We start from the raw sequence: 19453 nt of genomic DNA on the forward strand, positions 1-19453 counted from the left end.
TACTACTCCACAATTAAACTTTTATTATTCATATTAACAACATTCAAATTTTTCTTATTCATATTAACAACATACAAGTCATAAACATTAGTTACTAACATTGCAATTGTCATTGGTCCAATACCACCAGGAACTGGAGTAATATAACTAACTTTTTCTTTAACCGTATCAAACTTAATATCACCACAAATTCGATTTGTTTCCAAATCACGAACAATAGCCACATCAACTACAATCACATTAGCTTTAATCATTGTTTCATCAATTAAATTAGCAACACCAACAGCACTAATAACAATATCACTACCAATCGTATGCTTTTTTAAATCAACAGTATTTTCATTACATAATGTAACTGTTGCCCCTAAATGATGCAACATAATAGCCAAAGGTTTACCAACAAGATTACTTGTTCCGACCATTGTAACCGTTTTTTTAAAAACATCAATATTATACGCTTCTAACAGTTTAATTACTCCTAATGGGGTACAAGGAGCAATCGTTTTTAACCCTTGAAATAACTTACCTGCATTAATATAATGTAAACCATCAGCATCTTTATGAGCATTAATATGATCTAAAATCCGATTTTTATTAAGATGTTTAGGTAATGGTAACTGCACCAAAATCGCATCAACCGTATCATCATTATTTACTTTATTAATTACTGTTAATAAGTCCTGCTCACTAACATTTTTATTAAAAGTTTTTAAACTAACTTGAATTTCTAACTTTTCACAAACCTTTATTTTGTGATTAACATATACTTTTGATGCTTCTTCTGTTCCCACCAAAAATACTACTAAATGAGGTTTTCGTAAATTTTTTTCTAAATAATTACTAATATTGTTTTTCAAATTATTTTGAATCTCATTAGCAATCGCTTTTCCATCCATTATAACTGCCATTATATTTCCTCCTAACCAATAGGCACATCTTGTTCTAAATATGCAAATCGTTCAATTTCATTTTTTCTTGCTGCTAATAATAAAGTATTTGATACTCCTAATTGACCAATAAACATTAAAATAATTAAAAATAATTTACTGATAACACCATAATCAGAAAAAGTTAGGTCAAAATCAGGAATCATTGTTAAACCTGCCGTTCCAAATGCCGACGAAGATATAAACAAAGCCTCAACAATCGGCACCTGCACATTTTCGCTAATAATAATTAAAGACGCCAAAAAGACAATTAAAATCGCCATAATAAAAACCGCTGTTGCACGCTTTGCTGTCTCATTAGGAACTTTAGCTTTAAACATATTGATATTACTTTTTCGTCTCGCACTAGCAATAATACTCACCATAACTAATGCTAGCGTTGTCGTTCTAATTCCACCACCAGTAGAACTAGGTGACGCTCCAATCCACATCAAAATCGAAAAAATAAACTTTGAGGGAGATTTAAAATAACTAATATCAATCGTACTATATCCAGCACTTCTTGTTGAAAAAGTATTAAAAATAATCGCCATTAAAGTTTCAGCATTAGTATTAGTAACATTTCTAATACCACCATTAATAAAAGTATTACTAAGCTTTGTTGGGACAAAATATTCAACCAAAATTACTGCTAAAATACCAATAAAAGAAATTGAAAAATAGTATATCATACTTATTTTAGTAAATAATGAAAAATTAACTTTAATACCACGATAACGCGCCACCGACTTTTGCTTTAAATCATAAAAAACAGGATAACCAATACCACCAATAATCAGTTGAACTAAAAAAACTACTTGAACAAAATATTGTGTCCGATAGGGACTTAAAGAATTAGGGCCAATAATATCAAAACCAGCATTATTAGTAGCTGAAACCGAATGAAAAATCCCTGATCAAAAACTACTACCAAAATTTCGATAGGTAACATTAAAATTCTTAGTAATTAATTGTTGCAAATAATCATTATCAATTATTTGTAAAAACCCTACAGCATTATTATCATATTTATTAGTAAAACCATTAATAATTCGTGCTAATTCATTAGGAAATTCCTTGCCCGCAGTAACAAAATTTTCTCAATCAGAAACCTTAGCAATTAACATTTCTTTAAATTTATCTGGCGTGTTAAACGATTTTCCTAATAGCTCAATAATTGAATTAATTGATTGTGATTTTAAAGAATTTAAATAATCAATCGGTGTAAAATAAAAATAAAAAAATAACATCACGCCACCAGTAATTTCCACAATTGCTAAAACATAAAAAGCATTTTTAATTAACTGGACAGTGCCCCCAAGTTTAGTATTACCTCTTTCTGATTGCAAAAGCATTCTTTCTTCAATACTAATATTTTTTCCAATTACAATAAACAAAATAATCTTTAAAGTCATAATTCCAATACCACCAATTTGAATTAGCAACAATAAAACAATTTGACCAAAAAAAGTTAAGTCTTTAGCTGGCGATATTAAACTTAATCCAGTATCAGAAAATGCACTTGAAGCAGTAAACAATGCTGTTAAAAAATCTCATTGATAACTCTTACTAACAGCTCAAGGTGTCATTAATAAAATTGTTCCCATCAAAACAGCATATAAATAATTTCGAAAAATTTTCTTATTAACAGTATTACCAATAAAAATATTTTTAAAAACTTGACCAAGTTTTTTAAATCAAGTAAGATATTTTTTATTATTAGAAAATTTATCAATATCTTTCATTCTGACCCTCGCGATGCCGATTACTCGTTTATTATCCAATTATACTATACTTAGATTATTATTTTAAGATAAAATATAGTATAATTTTGTGGTAATAGTTCCAAATATATAAGAGGTGTTAAATAATGGCAGCAAAAGAATTTTGTATAATTGGTTTAGGTAATTTCGGCACAGCAGTTGCAGAAACATTAGCATCAATGAACCACAATGTCATTGTTATTGATCAAGATAATAGTAAAATCAGAAAAATTACGGGAAATTTTGCTAACATTAACGGCTACGAATTAGATGCCACTGACTTAGAAGCATTAGAAAGTATTGGAATTAAAAATATTAATGACATTATTATTGCTATCGGTAGCAACATTCAATCATCAGTTCTAGTAGCTGTTAACCTAAAAGAATTACAAACTACCAATATCATTGCTAAAGCTATTAATAATCCTCATGAAAAGATTTTACGAGCAATTGGGATTAATCAAATTGTCAAACCCGATATTTCCTCAGGAAGACAAACTGCCCTAAAAGCCCTATGAGGTCTAGAAGTTGACATTAAAGATGTTGATGGTGAATTTAGCATTAGTTTAGTTGAAGCCACAAACAAAATTATCTTAGGAAAACCCCTTGAAGAAATCAAACTAATTAACAACAAAAGAGTTAACATCATTCACATTAAACACAACAAAAAAATTATCCTGCCAGATGCCGATACCATTCTTAGCTACGGTGACGAAGTTCTATTCATTGCTAAAAACAAATACATCCAAGAAATTCACGAATACATTACGGGAGCAAAAGAAACCGAAGATATTTAAAAACAGCACATTGTGCTGTTTTTAAATTTAATTAATTACTAATGTTTTCAACAATTATTTCTTCAATAATCCTTTGTCCTATTTCAGGATTAACTTGTCCCTTAGTAACTTTCATTAAGTGTCCCATATAAAACTTTAACACTCGCTCAGGGCGAGAAGGATAATCTTTCAATATTTGTAAGTTTTCCAAAATAAACGGTTTAATTAAACTCCTAATTATCTTTTCATCATTTATTTGTTGTAAGTTAAGTTGTTTAATACTCTGCTCAACACTCACATTATTTTCTAATAAATGTAATAATAATGTCTTGGCTTGTCTTTGTGATATTTCCTTTCGTTGTAAAATATTAACCATCTGGACCAAATTAATCGCTGTTAACTGCGTATCTAATAAAGAAGCATCTTTTTGTTTCAAATAAGCACTAATATCACCAATAAGCATATTTAATACCAAACGATAATGTTTAGTATGTTCAATTGTCTTTTCAAAAAAATTAGTTAATTCAATATCTTGTAACAAAACATTAACTTCATTAATATGCAAACCATATGTTTCTACATAACGAATTTGTTTTTGGGGATACGATTCTGGACTAGTATTAATAATCTCTTCAATTCAATGCTGTTCTAAAATAATCGGAACTATATTTGGTTCGGGAAAATACTTATAATCAACCGTTGACTCTTTAGAACGCATTAAAATTGTTGTTTTTGTTTTTTCATCAAATCTGCGTGTTTCATTACTCTTTAAAGGCGTTCCTTGATTAATTAAATTAGTTTGTCGTTTAATTTCAAATTCAATCGCTCTTTTAACATTATTTAAAGAATTTAAATTTTTAACTTCCACGCGTTTAAAAAAATCCTTACTTTCTATCGGTCGTAAAGAAATATTAATATCACAACGAAATGAACCTTCACTCATTTTAGCATTACTAACCCCTAAATGTAATAATGTCTTACGCAATGTTTCAATATAATTAATTGCCGTCTCAACATCATAAATAACAGGTTCACTAACAATCTCAATTAAACCAATTCCCGCCCGATTATAATCTAACAAAGTAATATTATCTAAATGAATTTGTTTAGCGGTATCTTCTTCTAAATGCAACCGCGTAATCAAAATATCTTGTTGTATATTGTTAGTAGTAATCGCTAATTTACCACTACTACCAATCGGATTATTTTGTTGGGTTATTTGATATCCTTTAGGTAAATCCGGATAAAAATAATTCTTACGATCAAATGATAATACTGGATTAATCTTCATATTTAACGCTTGACACGCTCTAATAGCTAATACTACAGCTTGCTTATTAATAGAGGGTAAACTTCCCGGATAACCTAAATCAATTTCATTTACTTGACTATTAGGAATACTAGCAAATGTCACCGGACTATTAGAAAACATCTTTGTTTTTGTTTTTAATTCAATATGAATTTCAATTCCAATAACAGGTTGTAATTTCATTATTTATTTTTCCTTTCGATGATGACAAGAATTTTCAAAGTTAATAATTTTTTCAATTCCATAAGCAATATTTAACGCCTTTTGATCAGCAAATGGTAAACAATTAATTGTCATTCCAAATGGCAATTCATTTACTAAACCAATAGGAATTGTAATTGAAGGCGCACCCGAAAAATTAGCTAATAACAACGCATCATTTGTTAAGTTATTAACATCACTTAACTCTAATTTATGATTAATAGTTTTCTCAATTGTTGGCGCATCACCACCAGTTGCTGGCAATAACAGTCCATCATAATCAGTAAAAATTTTTTCAAAATGATCAACAATTTTTCGTCGCACCTTTTTTGCTTGCAAAAATAATTCCTGTTGATTTGCTTGTGCCAAAGCATATGCCCCAATAACATATCTTCTTTTAACTGTCTTTCCCAATACACTACGACTTTTAATCATAATATTTTGATAAGAATCATCTTCTTTACTAATTCGTTTCCCAAAATTAACTGCTGTTAAATTACTTTGTGAACTAGTAGCTTCAGCAAACGAAATAACCATATAAACTGGTAATAATGCTTTTAATAAATCAAGCGGAAAATCAATATCCTCAATAAGTAAACCTTGTTCTTTTAATTTACTAATTACCGAAGACCACAAAACTCCCGTTAACGGTCGCAAACCATCATTAACCGACTTAATAGTTGCCAAACGATATTTTTTAATATCAGCACTAAGATTTTGCAAATAATCTTTTTCCTTTGCTTGTTGACTAGTCAAATCATTCGCATCAAACTTAACCGTCGCATCCATAACAATTGCACAATCACGAACAGTATTAGCAAGCACACCAACAGTATCTAAAGACGGTGCATAAGGAAATAATCCATAGCGAGAAATAAGTCCATAAGTCGGTTTAATACCAACAATCCCTGTATACGATGCTGGTTTTCTAATCGAATCACCCGTATCACTTGCCAAGGCAAACGGAACAACACCCAAAGCAACCAACGCCGCGCTTCCTGACGAACTACCCCCCGTAATATGATTTTTATTTCACGGATTATAAACAAAACCCGTAAAACTATCCAAACCAGTACCACCCATTCCTAATTCATCAAGCGTTGTTTTAGCAATATTAACAGCTTGATAATCATTAATATCTTTAACTACTTTACTATCAAATGTCGGCACAAAATTTTCCAAAATTTTTGTTCCTCCACTAGTTACAATGTTCTTAGTTGCTAAATTATCTTTAACGGCATAAGGTATAGCAAATAAATAATTATTTTCAGGAATTGGCATTGATTCCAAATGCTTAGCAATGACCATCGCTTCTTCTTCTAATAATTTAACAACACCATTATAATGTTCATATTTTTTTGCCTTAGCAATCGCATCACGAACAATTTTAATCGGTGATGTTTTCTTCTGTAATAATTGCTGATGCAATAATTCAATTGTCATTTTCATCATTATTCAACCACCCTATTAATAACAATATAATCATCTTTTACTTCTCACGCATTTTGCAAAACAAGTGATTGTTCATTAATCATTACATTATCATCTTCGCGTAATAAATGTTGCGAATTTAAAAATGGATAATGCATTGGTTCATAACCTTCCACATCAATTGTCTGTACTAACTTCATTTGTTCTAAAACAATATAAAACTCTTCTGCTAATAACTTATACTCTTCTTCTTCCAACTCTAACATTAAATTATTAGTAATTTCTCGTAATAATTCCGAAGTAATATTTTCCACTACTACTTACACTCCTTCTTTTAATTGCTCATACTCTGCTAATGTTAAAATTTTAATATTAAATTTTTTAGCACTTTCTAATTTACTGCCAGCATTACTACCAACTAATAAATAATCAGTATTTTTACTAACTGTATTAGTAATATTAGCATTAAATGCTTGTAATTCTTCAACATAATAACTTCTTGGTTTTGTGAATGTTCCCGTAATCACAACTGTTTTATTTAAAAAAGGATTATTTTTATTATCATTTGCCATTGGAAAATATTTCATATTAACACCATAAATTTTTAAATCATTAATTAATTGTAAATTTTTTTGATGTGAAAATCAATCAATCACACTTTCAATAATGACCGCACCAATATCATAGATCATTTCTAACTGCTCACTTTTAGCTTTAAGTAAATTATCAATATCTTCATAATGTTTTGCTAACTGCAAAGCAGTTTTCTCACCAATATGACGAATTCCTAAACCAAATAACAAATGTTGCAATGACTTCATCTTTGAACGATTAATTGCCTTAATCATATTATTAAATGATTTTTCACCAAAATTATCTAAAGCAATAATATCTTGTTTCCGATTTTCCAATAAATATAAATCACTAACTTTTTTTAATCAACCTAATTGATACAACCGAATAATTATTTTCTCACTAACACCACTAATATCCATCGCTCTTCTTGAACAATAATGTATTAATGAACGAACAATTCTTTGTGAACAATTAATATTAATACAATACTGATCAACTTCTAAAACAGCATTTTCTAATTTACTATTACAATTTGGACAATATTCAATTAATTTTCAAGGTTCATTTCCTTCTTTTCTTAACTTTAAAACGGGATTAATAACTTCAGGAATAATATCACCAGCTTTTTTAATTAATACAACATCACCAATCCGAATATCACGATTAATAATATAATCAGCATTATGCAATGTCGCCGCCTTAACAACTGTTCCTTGTAAATTTACTGGTTCTAGTTTAGCATTATATGTTACTTTACCCGTTCTTCCAATTGATGCAAAGATATCTAGTAATTTAGTCGTTACCACAATACCAGCATATTTGTATGCTATTGCTCATTTAGGGCTTTTACTTGTTTGTCCAATAATATTATATAATGATAAATCATTAATTTTAATTACAATGCCATCAGTATCATAATCTAATTGTTTTCTTTTAAGGTCATATTCTTTTATATATTCTCATACTTCAGTAATACTATTGCATAAACGATATTCATTATTAATTGGAAAACCTAATTTTTTTAATGTCACTAAAACTTCCTCTTGGGTTTTCATCCCATTTTCTTGACCATTAACATAATAATATAAAAAAACTTTTAAATTACGACTTGCCGTAATGTTTGCATCTAATTGGCGTAAACTACCAGCAGCAGCATTACGCGGATTAGCAAATACTGGCATTTTTTCTTTAGAACGCAATTCATTTAAATCTTTAAAATCACTTTTAGCTAAAAATACTTCACCCCGTACTAACAACTTATTTACTAATTCAATCTTTTGCGGAATATTAGCAATTGTTTTAACATTATCAGTAACATTTTCACCAGTAATACCATCACCTCTAGTGGCTGCTGATATTAAAAAACCATTATCATACTGCAACGAAACCGACAAACCATCAATTTTTAATTCACAAAGATATTCAATACTTTCTTGACCAGTTAAAGATTTTATCTGATTATCAAAATTAATTAAATCTTCTTCGGTAAAAGCATTATTTAAACTTAACATTGGATAACTATGCTGAACTTTATTAAAACCATAAGCTACTTTGCCACTAACAGATTGTGTTGGTGAATTTTTGCTTAAAAACTGCGGAAAATCATTTTCTAATTGTTGTAAATTTTTCATCTTCGCATCATAGTATTCATCACTAACTGATGGTTTATTTTCTAAATAATACTCATTATTTCACTGCTCAATTAACTTTCTTAACCGCAAAATTTCCTTTTTTGCTAATTTTTCATTCATTCGAGCCACCCCATAATATTTCACCATTAAATTATAACATATATTAATTATGACTAATTACTTCATAATTTAATAAATTAAACTCTAACTAGTAATAAATAAAAAGTCAATCAATTATTTATTGATTGACTTTTTAACATATTATAACTTTGTTTCTTGTTGTTCTTCTGGCACTACTAGTAGTTGGAACTGCAATTTCATCTAACTCAACTTCTTCAACCTTAACTTCTTCAATAGTATTATCTTGTTCTTCTATGCTAGTTGCTTTAACTGCTTTTTTACGCTTTACAAGTAAACGATCAAGACTTCATATCGCCACAAACACTAATTCTATTCCTAATAAAATCATCGCAATAAAACCAATAATACCTCAAGCACCTAATAAATCCATATTATATATCTCCCTTTTTATATAAGTATATACGCATCAATATTTAATAATAACAAAAAAATATAAAAAAGTAAAACTTTAAACTAATTATATATTAGACTTCTTGCATAACCTATTAAAAAAATTACAAATATTTGTAAAAAGACAGTAATAGAAAAATATAATTTTAATTAATTATGTCTTTTATCTAAAAAATTAATATTTTGCCACAACAAAAAATGAATTTATTATTTAAATTCTTTAATTTTAAATAAATCTTTTATGTTAAATTAATAATTGCAAATTATAAATTGAGGCAATTAAATTAAATCTTAAACCAAATCTTTTTCTACGATTACGATATTTTTCTGTCATAATTTTAAATTTTTTAAGAATAGCAAAAATATTTTCAATAATAATTCTCATTTTTGAAACTAGTCTATTATGTTGTTTTTGTGCTTTATTTAAATGGTTTTTCTTTGTTTTCTTTGTAGGTATTAGAACATTATTGTGAATTTTTTGTATTCCTTGATAACCACTATCAACTATTAATTTGGGATTTTTGATTCTTTAAATAAAGCATAATCATGTTTTTTCCCAAGTGAAAAACTTGTTGCAATAATTTTTCTGGTTTCTTGTTCGATAATTACTTGTGTTTTAATGGTGTGTTTTTTCTTTTTACCAGAATAAGATTGTTTTTGTCTTTTTTTGGGCGTTGGATTGGAGTTTCGGTAGCATCAATAATAATAGTTTTATCATTAAAATAATCATTTATTAGTGCTTTTTTACCAGCAAGTTGTTGAAAATCAGAGTTTTTAATTAAAATATCTTCAATTCACTTGATATTGCGATAACAATTAGCTTCACTAATTCCGAAATTTTTACCAAGATGAAAATAAGTCTGATATTCTCGTCAATATGATAAAGTCATCAATAATCTATTTTCTAGTGATAATTTATTAGTTTTACCACCTTTTTTAAATTTTTCTATTTCAGCTACTTGTAAAATATCTAACATTTTATTAAAAGTGGATTTTTTTATTCCTGTTAATCTTAACCATTCTTTATCATTAAAAGTATTAAATTTATTATTGTTCATATTTTGATATCCTCATAAATTATATTTTATAAGAATATTTTAATAAAAAAGGTATCGCAAGAAGTCTATTATTTCAACTCCATTGGAGGTATTCAAACATCCTTATCTTTTTTTAAAAATTTTTCATTAAACAGCAACAATATTAACCCAATAAGCACTGGAACTAAAAAGACATAATATTCTCATTGCGTAGCACCCAAATACAAATCTTTAATTTGCATATCTAAAATATTAGATTGAATAATACCAAAATTACAATTAGTAACTTTATATAAACCAAAAATTGCTAAAGAAAGCAACGGCGTTCATAACAACATCGCCAATTGAGCAGCAATTCCAAAAGAACCATTTAAAATTTTAATACTGCGAAAAAATAAAATTCGCCCAATTGCAATCGCAAAACTAGAAATGATAATAAATAAAAATGTTAACCCCTTCAATTCACCAAAAATTCTAAATTGAACTCAGCCTTCATAACCATAACCCCCACCTATTACTGAAACTATTGGTAAAACAAAAATTAACATTATCCACGATGAACTAAACGCTTTTAAAATTAATGCATCTTTCTCATCAATTTTATTTTTAGACTTACTCATTGCAAAATGAAGAATTGTTGATTCAATTGCATATAAAATCGCCGTTAACAATGACAAAATTATTGCCCAAGTAGCTTTTACTCACGGTTGAATATCACTAGGATCAGGACTTAATATTGTTTTATTAAACTCAGTAATAATTTGTCAAATAACCAAACCAATAACCGCTAAAGATGTTAAAAGTAATCCAGCCCAAGCAATAAAAGATACTCTTTCTTCTAATAATAACCTTGATAATAAAGCTGTAAAAATTGGGGCAATATTTACTAACACTGTTGCCGTAGCACTCATTTGGGCTGCCAATTGAATTGATAAAATATACAACACTTGCGCAATCGGACCACCAAAAATACCAGCAATAATTACAATCATTCCTAACATACTTTTAGTATTTTTCCAGATTTGTTTTAAAAACTTTAATGGTTTATTAGTAAGACAAACAACTAAAATTCAAGAAACAAATTCTTGCATTGTTGCTAAAATAAAACTATTTAATGCTCGCGTATCTAAAAAAATAATTAGTAATGGTGCTAATGAATACATAAAAGCTGAAATAACACCAATTCCTGTACCCGTGAGTAACTCTTGCTTTGTAAAATGAACATTAAATTTTTGTAAACTCATTTTTTTCTCCTTAAATTAATTTTTACCTGTTAATGTATAAATTGCTTGTTGCTTATTTTTAGTATTTGTTCGCTCATTATCTTTTCATTTATCTTCGGCTTCAATACTATGAACTTTAATTTTATCGGGATCATCAAAAGCGATCAATTCATCTTTTGTATAAAAATCATCTTTATTTTTCAATTGTTTTTTTAAACGAACAATAATCCAATTAGTTAATGAACTTCGCGATAATATCGCCATTAACTGCAAAGGTTCAGTAATCGCCGCTAATAACATAATCCCCGGAACAGAAATAACAAGAATTAACATAAATAATTTTATAATTCCTTTAATTCGTAATTGTGACGACAATTGTTCATAGTTAGCAAATTGATAATAAGGATTAGAAAAAATTAATTTATAAGCAATAACAATTGAAAAAATCATTGGAATAATAATAATTGCCAAATTCTTTCATCAAAACCGAGCATTACTATTATATGTTAAATACTTCCAAGTATAACTACTACTATAAATTCAACGATAAAATAATCCAAAAGTTGTTGATAATACTAAAGCATAAATTGTTAACTGTGCATCTTTTAAATAATATGTAAAAACTGACCCTAAAATTAAACTAATAATCAAACTAATAACCACTTGTATATAAGCATGCTTCGTAGTTTCACGATGTCTTCCCGCACCATAAATTAAAATACTCGCCGGTTCAGTTATCATTAATAATGCTGAATTAATAGCAAAAATTAGCGATAAATGTGGGGTATCAAAAATAGTCTTAATCGCAATATTCTCAAACTCTGGATTACTAGAACTTCTAACAGTTGCTAGCATTTGAACCTTCAATTCACCATATAAGCCATTAACAAAATATGGTGACATAATAAATTGCACAACAAACATAAAAGCAGCCACCATATAAGCAAACAATTCAAATTTAACAAATGTATTCCAACGAATTCTTCCTTGATAAGAAATTCATGTACCAAAAAAGTCTTTAAACGAAGTAATAAATAATAGCATAATTACTCTCATATTTATCGCCACCGTCATATATATGGAATACGCTGACGCTGTACGAAAACCAATAAATAAAGAAATTAAAACAAAATCAATATTATTAAAAATTGCTACCGCATAACTTTTAACCGCTACATAGTTACTCTCTTGCAATAATTTATCATTTTTAGTTCACTCTTTAGTTTGCAATCATGGATACTTTAATTTCACATAAATATAAATTAAAATTGATTTAATAATTCCATGAAAAATATAAACTAAAAATGGTAAATAAGCATTGGGATTGCCATTTCTAGCACTAATCCACATTCACAAAATAACACCTGTAAAAACTAATAAATCACAAGTTAAATGCACAATCCGATTAAAATAATTACCATTATCTGCTTGAATTAAATTTTCATAAGCACCAACAATGAAAAATGAAATTAAATTTTTTAATGACAACGATATGATAATAATTCATAATTGTCAAAACGGCATCACTTGAATAACATCATCAGTAATAATTTCACTAACATTATTTCAATAGGCATACAAAGAAAAGCCTAAACCTAAAAAAATAACTAATGATAAATAAATTATCCCCGTTTTAATATAATTATTTTTAATCGTACCAACAATATCATTAACAGTAATTCAATCTTTCTTTGCTAAGGGATGATACAAATAAAAAATTCCCATAATTCCTAAACTACTCTCAGCCAAACCAATAGTAAATGAAATTGCCATAATAGTTCGTACTAATCCATTCATCTTCGCCCCATAATATTTAATTATTAAATAAATAAGAACAAACTGAAAAACTGAACCTAAAAATGTTCCAATAATTCCTAACAGTGTATTAAAAAAACTTTTGCTTGTTGAATACATTGGCCATTCCCCTTCAATTTAAATCATTTTATCACAAACTTAATTAATTTCTCTGCTATTTATTTCTAATATCTTATCAATATCTGGTAAAACAAATTGTTTATTATTTAAATAATCCAAAGGAACCGGTAAATTTTTAAACTCTAACTTATAAGCAAAAAGCATAATACGATCATTTAAATTATATTTAGAACCATATTTAATGTCACCCACAATTGGTGTTTTTAAATATTCACAAGATGCTCTAATTTGATGTTTTCTTCCCGTAATCAGTTGGATCTCATATCAACTAAACTTTAATACTTTTTTAAACATTTTAAACTTCGTTACTGCTACTTTACAATTTGGCAATTCTAATTTAGGACTAAATACCATTTTTCCTTGCATAATATCTTGAAATATATAACCTTTAACAACTAATGGTAATTCCTTATTAGTAGCTAATAACGCTAAATATTTTTTAGTAATATTATTTTGATTTCAAAATTGATGAAAAATATTTAAAGCAATTTTCTTTTTCGCATAAATTACTAAACCTCTTGTTAATTTATCTAAACGATGTACATGACTAATAGTAAAAGAATAACTGTTATTAATTTGCAAATACTTACGAACTGCTAAATCTAAACAATCACCCACAGGATGGTGAATTAAAACATTATGGGGTTTATCAACAATTAAAATATATTCGTCTTCATAAATAATTGTTAAAGCAATTTGACTAGCAAATTGCTTTTTTACTTCATTTTTGAAAGTTAAATTATCTAAAACAATAATCGTATCATTAGGTTTTAAATAATACTTCAAATCAGTAATAACTTCACCATTTAATTTTATCTTTTTTAAACGAAATAACTTATAAAGTAGTCGTAAAGGAACAGTATTAAAAGTTTTTCGCATAAATTTAATAATTGTTTGATGAGCATCATTTTCATCAATAACAAATTGTACCATCCTAAGTTGCAACCAAAACTGTATAAGAAATCAAATTATTTATTAAATGAATTAAAAATGGATATGTTACATTCTCACGACCAAAAATAAATAGTAACGACAACGACAAAGAAAAACCTAAATAACTAAAAATATTTTGAATATCGCCAGCCAAGCGGATATGCATTCAAGCAAAGTAAAAAGAAGAAATAAAAAACCCCAATCAACGATATCTTGATAACATAAAAATACTATGCCTAGTTGCTAATTCTTCCAATAATGGTGCTGTAATAACAACCATAATAAATAAACCAATCTTGCCACTAATAGTACTTAAAGATTTTTCAATTTCAGTTTGATTAGCAGATTTCTTAATACCAATAGCATCATTAATAAACTTAAAAACAGTAGTAACTTGAAAAATAATTAACAAAGAAATAATAATCACAATAGCAACTAATAGCACATTATAAAATAATGTATTACCTATCTTACTTGCTAACTGCTTACTAAAAAACAAAATTATAAAAATTGTTACTAATCCAGTAATGCTTTGGATAAAAGAACTAAGAGCATAACCAGCATTCGTAATTTTGATTTTATTACCAACTTGCTCATAAAATAATGGCGATGTTTTAATAAAAATAGCAAATAAAATCGTACTAACTGTTTGGGAAACTACAAATAAATAAATTGCTCAAGCACCACTATTAATAAATTTTTTTGCATCTTCAACCATTAATCATCCAAAACTAAAACCATACGAAACTAAATTAAGAATTAAAAATAAAAAAATATAATTATTATTATTTAAAACATAGATCCGAAGTAAATCAAAAATTATTGGAAAAACAAAAACTGTTATGAGAAATAAACAAGTACTAACTTTAGAAAACAATTTATAATTATAAACCTGTAAATCATCAACAAAAGTTTTTGGAATTTGATACTGTGGAGAATATCATTTGCACGACTTTAATTGTTGGGAATGCGAAAAACTTTCAGAACTCATCTTTTAAACCTTACTCCATTTTTACTTTCTTATATAATTATTATACATTTATATAGTATATGTGTATATAATTAATTTATTAAAAGGAGGAAATTATAAATGTTTCAAAGAAAAGAATTAAATTATTCGTTAGATGCTCTAGAACCAATTATATCTAAAGAAACCATGGATTATCATTACAACAAACATCACAAAGCATATGAAGATGGTTTAAATAATACCCTTGCAAAATTAGAAAATAACAATCAGCCTACCGATCTAAATCAATTAATGCGCGACTATTTAACCTTACCAAATGAATGCCATGTTGGTATTCGCCAATTCGGTGGCGGATTAATTAACCATAATTTCTTTTTTAGTATCCTAGCGAAAGACAAACCAATTAGTAATGGTAAATTAAAAACTCTCATTGAAAAAACCTACGGGTCAATGGAAAAATGACAAGAAAAAATGCGTGACGCCGCCTTACAAGTCTTTGGTAGTGGTTGAACATGATTATTAATTGATCGTAATGGTAAATTAAAAATTTTTAACACCTTTAACCAAGATAATCCTTGATTTTTAAAATCCTATCCTTTAATCGGTATTGATGTTTGAGAACATGCCTATTATATTGACTATCGTACCGACCGTAAAACTTATGTAACTAAATTTTTTGACATTATTAACTGAGAAGAAGTTGAAAAACTATATGACACTTATTTAAAAGATAATTCTAAATAATACTAATTTTAATAAAAAAGATGAATTCAATGAATTCATCTTTTTTATTAAATAATTTATTGAATTATTGCAATAACTTCACCAGATTTAACAGGACCTAATTTAATATTAGTAATTTTTTTACCTTTTAAACTATCAGGTAAAAAAATTAACGGCGATTGATTTGATTTAATCTCACCAGCAATTTCACTTCAATTAACAACTGCTAATAATTCATTAGCCTTTACTTTTTGACCTTGCTTAACTTTTGGTGCAAACCCCCTACCTTTTAAATTAACCGTATCTAAACCAATGTGTAGTAAACATTCTACTTTTGTTCGATGTTGAATTCCATAAGCATGATTCGTAGGAAATATTGAAGTTATCGTACCTGCAAACGGTGCATAAAACTCATTAGCAGTCGGAATTAATGCGACACCATCACCTAACATCTTTTCATTAAACACCTCATCATCAACATCAGTAATATTAATTACTTCACCCTCTACTGGTGATAAAATTTCAATTTGCTTTTTTTTAAAAAAATTACCAAAACTAAACATTTAATTATTTTCCTTTCATATATTATATATATCTTTAATTATATGTGAAAAAATCACTTTTGTCATTAAAACAAAAGTGATATATCCCACCATCTTACCTTAATAATTTATTTTATAATATTAAATCCAACATTATAACTAAGACCTGTTGCTAAATAATGCTTTTGCATTTTATTACTTCACAAATACACATCTAAATAACTAGTTAAAGGCCGATCAACATATAAATCAAATGAACTAATTAAAGCTGCTGTTAACTGCGCATTACTATCTCTTCATTTAATTTTCTTAACTTCAAGATCAACCCTTCACCGAATATTTAATTGACTATCAATAAATCTTCTAACATCATTAAGAATTTTGTAATAATAATATTTAGCATCCGTTAAAGAAAAATTATATGGTTGTTTTTGTTGTTCAGAAATATTAAAATCTTTTTTAAGAGTATTAACAGTTCAATTAAAAATCAACGATTTTGAAAAAATAAAATCTTCTAAGATAAATTTAATATTTTGTTCTCATTGTTCTTCATCAACTGTTTTATTGGTAATAAGATTTAAAACATCAACAGATTTTTCTTCTTTACTTTTAATATTATTAATAATACCTAAATTGCTTGTAACTCCTATTGATAAACTCGAAATAATTAATAACTTAGTTAACTTATCATTCATCATTTAATAATCAATCCTTTCAGCTTCTTTTTCTTATTAAAACATATTAATTTTTAAATTCAACTGAAAAAAGAGTGAATTTAATTTTTTTTAAATTCACTCTTAATTAATTACTATTTACTACTAAATATTTATTATTTTTTACTATTTTATGCGGAAGAAGAGCGATACAAAATTTCCTTAATTTTATTTTTTCAAATATCTGATTGACCACCAAAAACTACGGCCACTTGCTTCTTACCACTCTTTTTAATACGCTTAGTACTTAAAATTTCTAATTCGCCAGCATCAACTTTATTGATATTAACGACTTGCACTCGCAATCTTGAAGCACAAGCATCAATATTTTCAATATTTTCTGCCCCACCCAAAGCAGCTAATATTTTTTCTGCTGTAACGATTACTTTTCCAGATTTCTTATCTTTTTTTAGCATTTCATTACTATTGGTAATCTTTTCTTTTTTCTCATTAATAATATTATCTTCTATTGGCGACATATTCTTAGATTGACTTTTTGCTGCTTGATAATCTTTTTTTGTAAATAAATGAATCTGCCCCTCAACAGCTTCTCTTCCCGGAATTTTAATATTAAATCGTAAAATCAAGAAATAAAATAAGAAGAAATAAATCGCTGCATAGGCTGCACCAACAATTGGTACAACTCATCAATTAGTTGTTTGACCACTAAAACTTGGAACAATTCCATAAATAATTCAGTCTAATACTCCACCAGAGAAAGTCATTCCAATTTTTACTTGTAAAACATTCATTAACATAAATGATATTCCTACTAATGGCACATGAATCCCATAAAATAACCACGGAGCCACAAATAAGAAACTAAATTCTAACGGTTCAGTAATTCCTGTTAAGAAACTGGTTAATCCAGCAGAAGCATATACTCCTAATGCTGTATTTCGATTTTCCTTAGGTACCGTCAATGCCATAGCGGCGGCAGCGGCTGGCAATCCAAACATCATAAAGGGAAACTTACCTGCTTGGAATCGTCCTAGTCGTAATCCCCGACCTCACATATCTTGCAATGCTAATTTTCCATCAGCAATAACTGCCATAAATCCTGTTTGGTCACCAACAGCTGTTAAAGTTAATGGATTAGCTACATCCCCCGTACTAGCAAAGTCACTAATCGCTCCACCAGCACCAGATCATCACAATGGTGCATAAAACACATGATGCAATCCAAAAGGAATTAATGACCGTTCAATTAATCCAAAAAATAATGAATCTAATCCCACAGGTAATGTTCCTGATGAACGCCCAAATCAATTAAATGCTGCTCCAACTGGCGGTCATATTAAAATAAAAATAAACGCCAAGGGAATAACAGCAAAGAATACCACAATTGGGACAAATTTTACGCCACTAAAAAAACTAATGTAAGAAGGTAATTCTGTTAGATAAAAGCGATTGTAAAGAAAAGCAACTAACGCCCCAACAATAATTCCTCCAAATACTCCTGAATTTAGTGTTGGTCCAATACCTAAAATTGATGTCGTTAATTTATTATCAACTGCTAAATCACCTTTTCAAAATCATAAATTATAGTTAATTGGCGTTTCATTTGACGATATTACTTGATAAAAAGTATCATCAATTGGTTTTCCACCCAATGTTCCTCCTAATAATTTACTAAATTCAGCAGTTAATTTTGGTATTAAATCTTTTACCGTATATAATTCCTTTAATGAAACTACAATCTTCTGATCTTTACCCGCATCATCAACATATGATAAAACATAGTTATAGTTTATTACCGCTTGATTCATAAAGACCGCAATTACAACAACAAAAATTAGAAACCCAATTAATGCGGTTAAACCTGCAACTCCCGCATCATTAGTAAAAGCAATTGCAACTGAAATTGCAAATAATACTGGTAAATTAGCAAATGGGACATCACCCATCATTTTTAAAAATGTTCCAAAAGTTTCTCAAGCTTCTGCATCAGCATTTTTAGCAAGTGTTTCAATTGTTGCTCCAATTCCTAAAAATAATCCCGCAATTGGTAACAACGCAATTGGCAACATAAATGCTTTAGATAATTTTTGAAGAACACCTTGACTTTTTTCTTTAAAGTTACTCCAAAAACTAGCTAAAGACTTTTTAAATCCAAGCTTTGACGACATATAAACCGTTCCTTTTCTATTTAAATTTAAAAATAAATTCTAAAAAATTTTTTATTTTAAAATTCAAGCAATAACCTCCACTCTATTTTTAATAACTAAATCAA

The 19453-nt window shown here is 27.9% G+C and carries 19 protein-coding genes; 2 read left to right on the plus strand and 17 right to left on the minus strand.

Annotated elements, in window-relative coordinates:
• Positions 1-2 precede the first annotated feature (2 nt).
• Positions 3-908, minus strand: coding sequence for a bifunctional 5,10-methylenetetrahydrofolate dehydrogenase/5,10-methenyltetrahydrofolate cyclohydrolase (locus tag AACK86_RS03945; protein WP_338981429.1), 906 nt, complete (start codon positions 906-908; stop codon positions 3-5).
• Between the two features lie 11 nt (positions 909-919).
• Positions 920-2671 carry a TrkH family potassium uptake protein gene (locus tag AACK86_RS03950; RefSeq protein WP_338981431.1) on the minus strand — a complete coding sequence of 584 codons (1752 nt, stop codon included), beginning with the start codon at positions 2669-2671 and terminating at the stop codon, positions 920-922.
• A gap of 125 nt (positions 2672-2796) precedes the next feature.
• Between AACK86_RS03950 and AACK86_RS03955 the strand changes: the two genes are divergently transcribed.
• Positions 2797-3486 (plus strand): TrkA family potassium uptake protein, encoded by a 690-nt coding sequence (locus AACK86_RS03955; RefSeq protein ID WP_338981433.1) that lies wholly within the window; start codon positions 2797-2799, stop codon positions 3484-3486.
• Positions 3487-3517: 31 nt separating this feature from the next.
• On the opposite strand, the gene gatB is transcribed toward AACK86_RS03955, so the two are convergent.
• The 12 genes from gatB to AACK86_RS04005 form a co-directional block, all read right to left on the minus strand.
• The gene (gene gatB / locus AACK86_RS03960; protein WP_422398362.1) at positions 3518-4960 is read right to left on the minus strand and encodes an Asp-tRNA(Asn)/Glu-tRNA(Gln) amidotransferase subunit GatB; all 1443 of its coding nucleotides are present in this window, start codon (positions 4958-4960) and stop codon (positions 3518-3520) included.
• Positions 4961-6427, minus strand: coding sequence for an amidase family protein (locus AACK86_RS03965; protein ID WP_338981437.1), 1467 nt, complete (start codon positions 6425-6427; stop codon positions 4961-4963).
• Positions 6427-6720: an Asp-tRNA(Asn)/Glu-tRNA(Gln) amidotransferase subunit GatC gene (locus AACK86_RS03970; protein ID WP_338967449.1), complete on the minus strand. Its 294-nt coding sequence runs from the start codon at positions 6718-6720 to the stop codon at positions 6427-6429. The genes AACK86_RS03965 and AACK86_RS03970 overlap by 1 nt, the downstream gene beginning before the upstream one ends.
• Before the next feature lie 6 nt (positions 6721-6726).
• Positions 6727-8733: an NAD-dependent DNA ligase LigA gene (ligA, locus tag AACK86_RS03975; protein ID WP_338981439.1), complete on the minus strand. Its 2007-nt coding sequence runs from the start codon at positions 8731-8733 to the stop codon at positions 6727-6729.
• 133 nt (positions 8734-8866) lie between these two features.
• Positions 8867-9124: a hypothetical protein gene (locus AACK86_RS03980; RefSeq protein ID WP_338981441.1), complete on the minus strand. Its 258-nt coding sequence runs from the start codon at positions 9122-9124 to the stop codon at positions 8867-8869.
• A 264-nt stretch (positions 9125-9388) separates the two neighbouring features.
• Positions 9389-9670 carry a transposase family protein gene (locus tag AACK86_RS07615; RefSeq protein WP_422398363.1) on the minus strand — a complete coding sequence of 94 codons (282 nt, stop codon included), beginning with the start codon at positions 9668-9670 and terminating at the stop codon, positions 9389-9391.
• The gene (locus AACK86_RS07620) at positions 9652-9765 is read right to left on the minus strand and encodes a hypothetical protein (protein WP_422398364.1); all 114 of its coding nucleotides are present in this window, start codon (positions 9763-9765) and stop codon (positions 9652-9654) included. Before AACK86_RS07620 ends, AACK86_RS07615 begins: the two co-directional genes overlap by 19 nt.
• Positions 9750-10202: a transposase family protein gene (locus tag AACK86_RS07625; RefSeq protein WP_422398216.1), complete on the minus strand. Its 453-nt coding sequence runs from the start codon at positions 10200-10202 to the stop codon at positions 9750-9752. Before AACK86_RS07625 ends, AACK86_RS07620 begins: the two co-directional genes overlap by 16 nt.
• Positions 10203-10270: 68 nt before the next feature.
• On the minus strand, positions 10271-11425 hold the full coding sequence (locus AACK86_RS03990) for an EamA family transporter (RefSeq protein WP_338981443.1): 1155 nt from the start codon (positions 11423-11425) through the stop codon (positions 10271-10273).
• A gap of 15 nt (positions 11426-11440) precedes the next feature.
• Entirely contained in the window at positions 11441-13318 is a 1878-nt protein-coding gene (locus tag AACK86_RS03995; protein ID WP_338981445.1) for a hypothetical protein, read from the minus strand.
• 39 nt (positions 13319-13357) lie between these two features.
• On the minus strand, positions 13358-14272 hold the full coding sequence (locus AACK86_RS04000) for an RluA family pseudouridine synthase (protein ID WP_338981447.1): 915 nt from the start codon (positions 14270-14272) through the stop codon (positions 13358-13360).
• A 1-nt stretch (position 14273) separates the two neighbouring features.
• Positions 14274-15263, minus strand: coding sequence for a type II CAAX prenyl endopeptidase Rce1 family protein (locus AACK86_RS04005; protein WP_338981449.1), 990 nt, complete (start codon positions 15261-15263; stop codon positions 14274-14276).
• Positions 15264-15362: 99 nt separating this feature from the next.
• Here AACK86_RS04005 and AACK86_RS04010 point away from each other — a divergent pair, with 99 nt between their 5' ends.
• Entirely contained in the window at positions 15363-15986 is a 624-nt protein-coding gene (locus AACK86_RS04010; protein WP_338981451.1) for a superoxide dismutase, read from the plus strand.
• Positions 15987-16042: 56 nt separating this feature from the next.
• Here AACK86_RS04010 and AACK86_RS04015 read toward each other — a convergent pair whose 3' ends face one another.
• From AACK86_RS04015 to AACK86_RS04025, 3 genes are all read right to left on the minus strand, one after another.
• Complete coding sequence (locus tag AACK86_RS04015; protein ID WP_338981453.1) at positions 16043-16528, minus strand: PTS glucose transporter subunit IIA; 486 nt, start codon at positions 16526-16528, stop codon at positions 16043-16045.
• Positions 16529-16635: 107 nt separating this feature from the next.
• A complete protein-coding gene (locus AACK86_RS04020; RefSeq protein ID WP_338981455.1) occupies positions 16636-17205 on the minus strand; it encodes a hypothetical protein in 570 nt (189 codons plus the stop codon).
• Between the two features lie 146 nt (positions 17206-17351).
• Positions 17352-19349 (minus strand): PTS transporter subunit EIIC, encoded by a 1998-nt coding sequence (locus AACK86_RS04025; RefSeq protein WP_338981457.1) that lies wholly within the window; start codon positions 19347-19349, stop codon positions 17352-17354.
• Between the last annotated feature and the right edge of the window lie 104 nt (positions 19350-19453).

The sequence above is a fragment of the Spiroplasma endosymbiont of Eupeodes luniger genome (assembly GCF_964019525.1).
Classification (GTDB): Bacteria; Bacillota_I; Bacilli_A; order Mycoplasmatales; family Nriv7; genus Nriv7.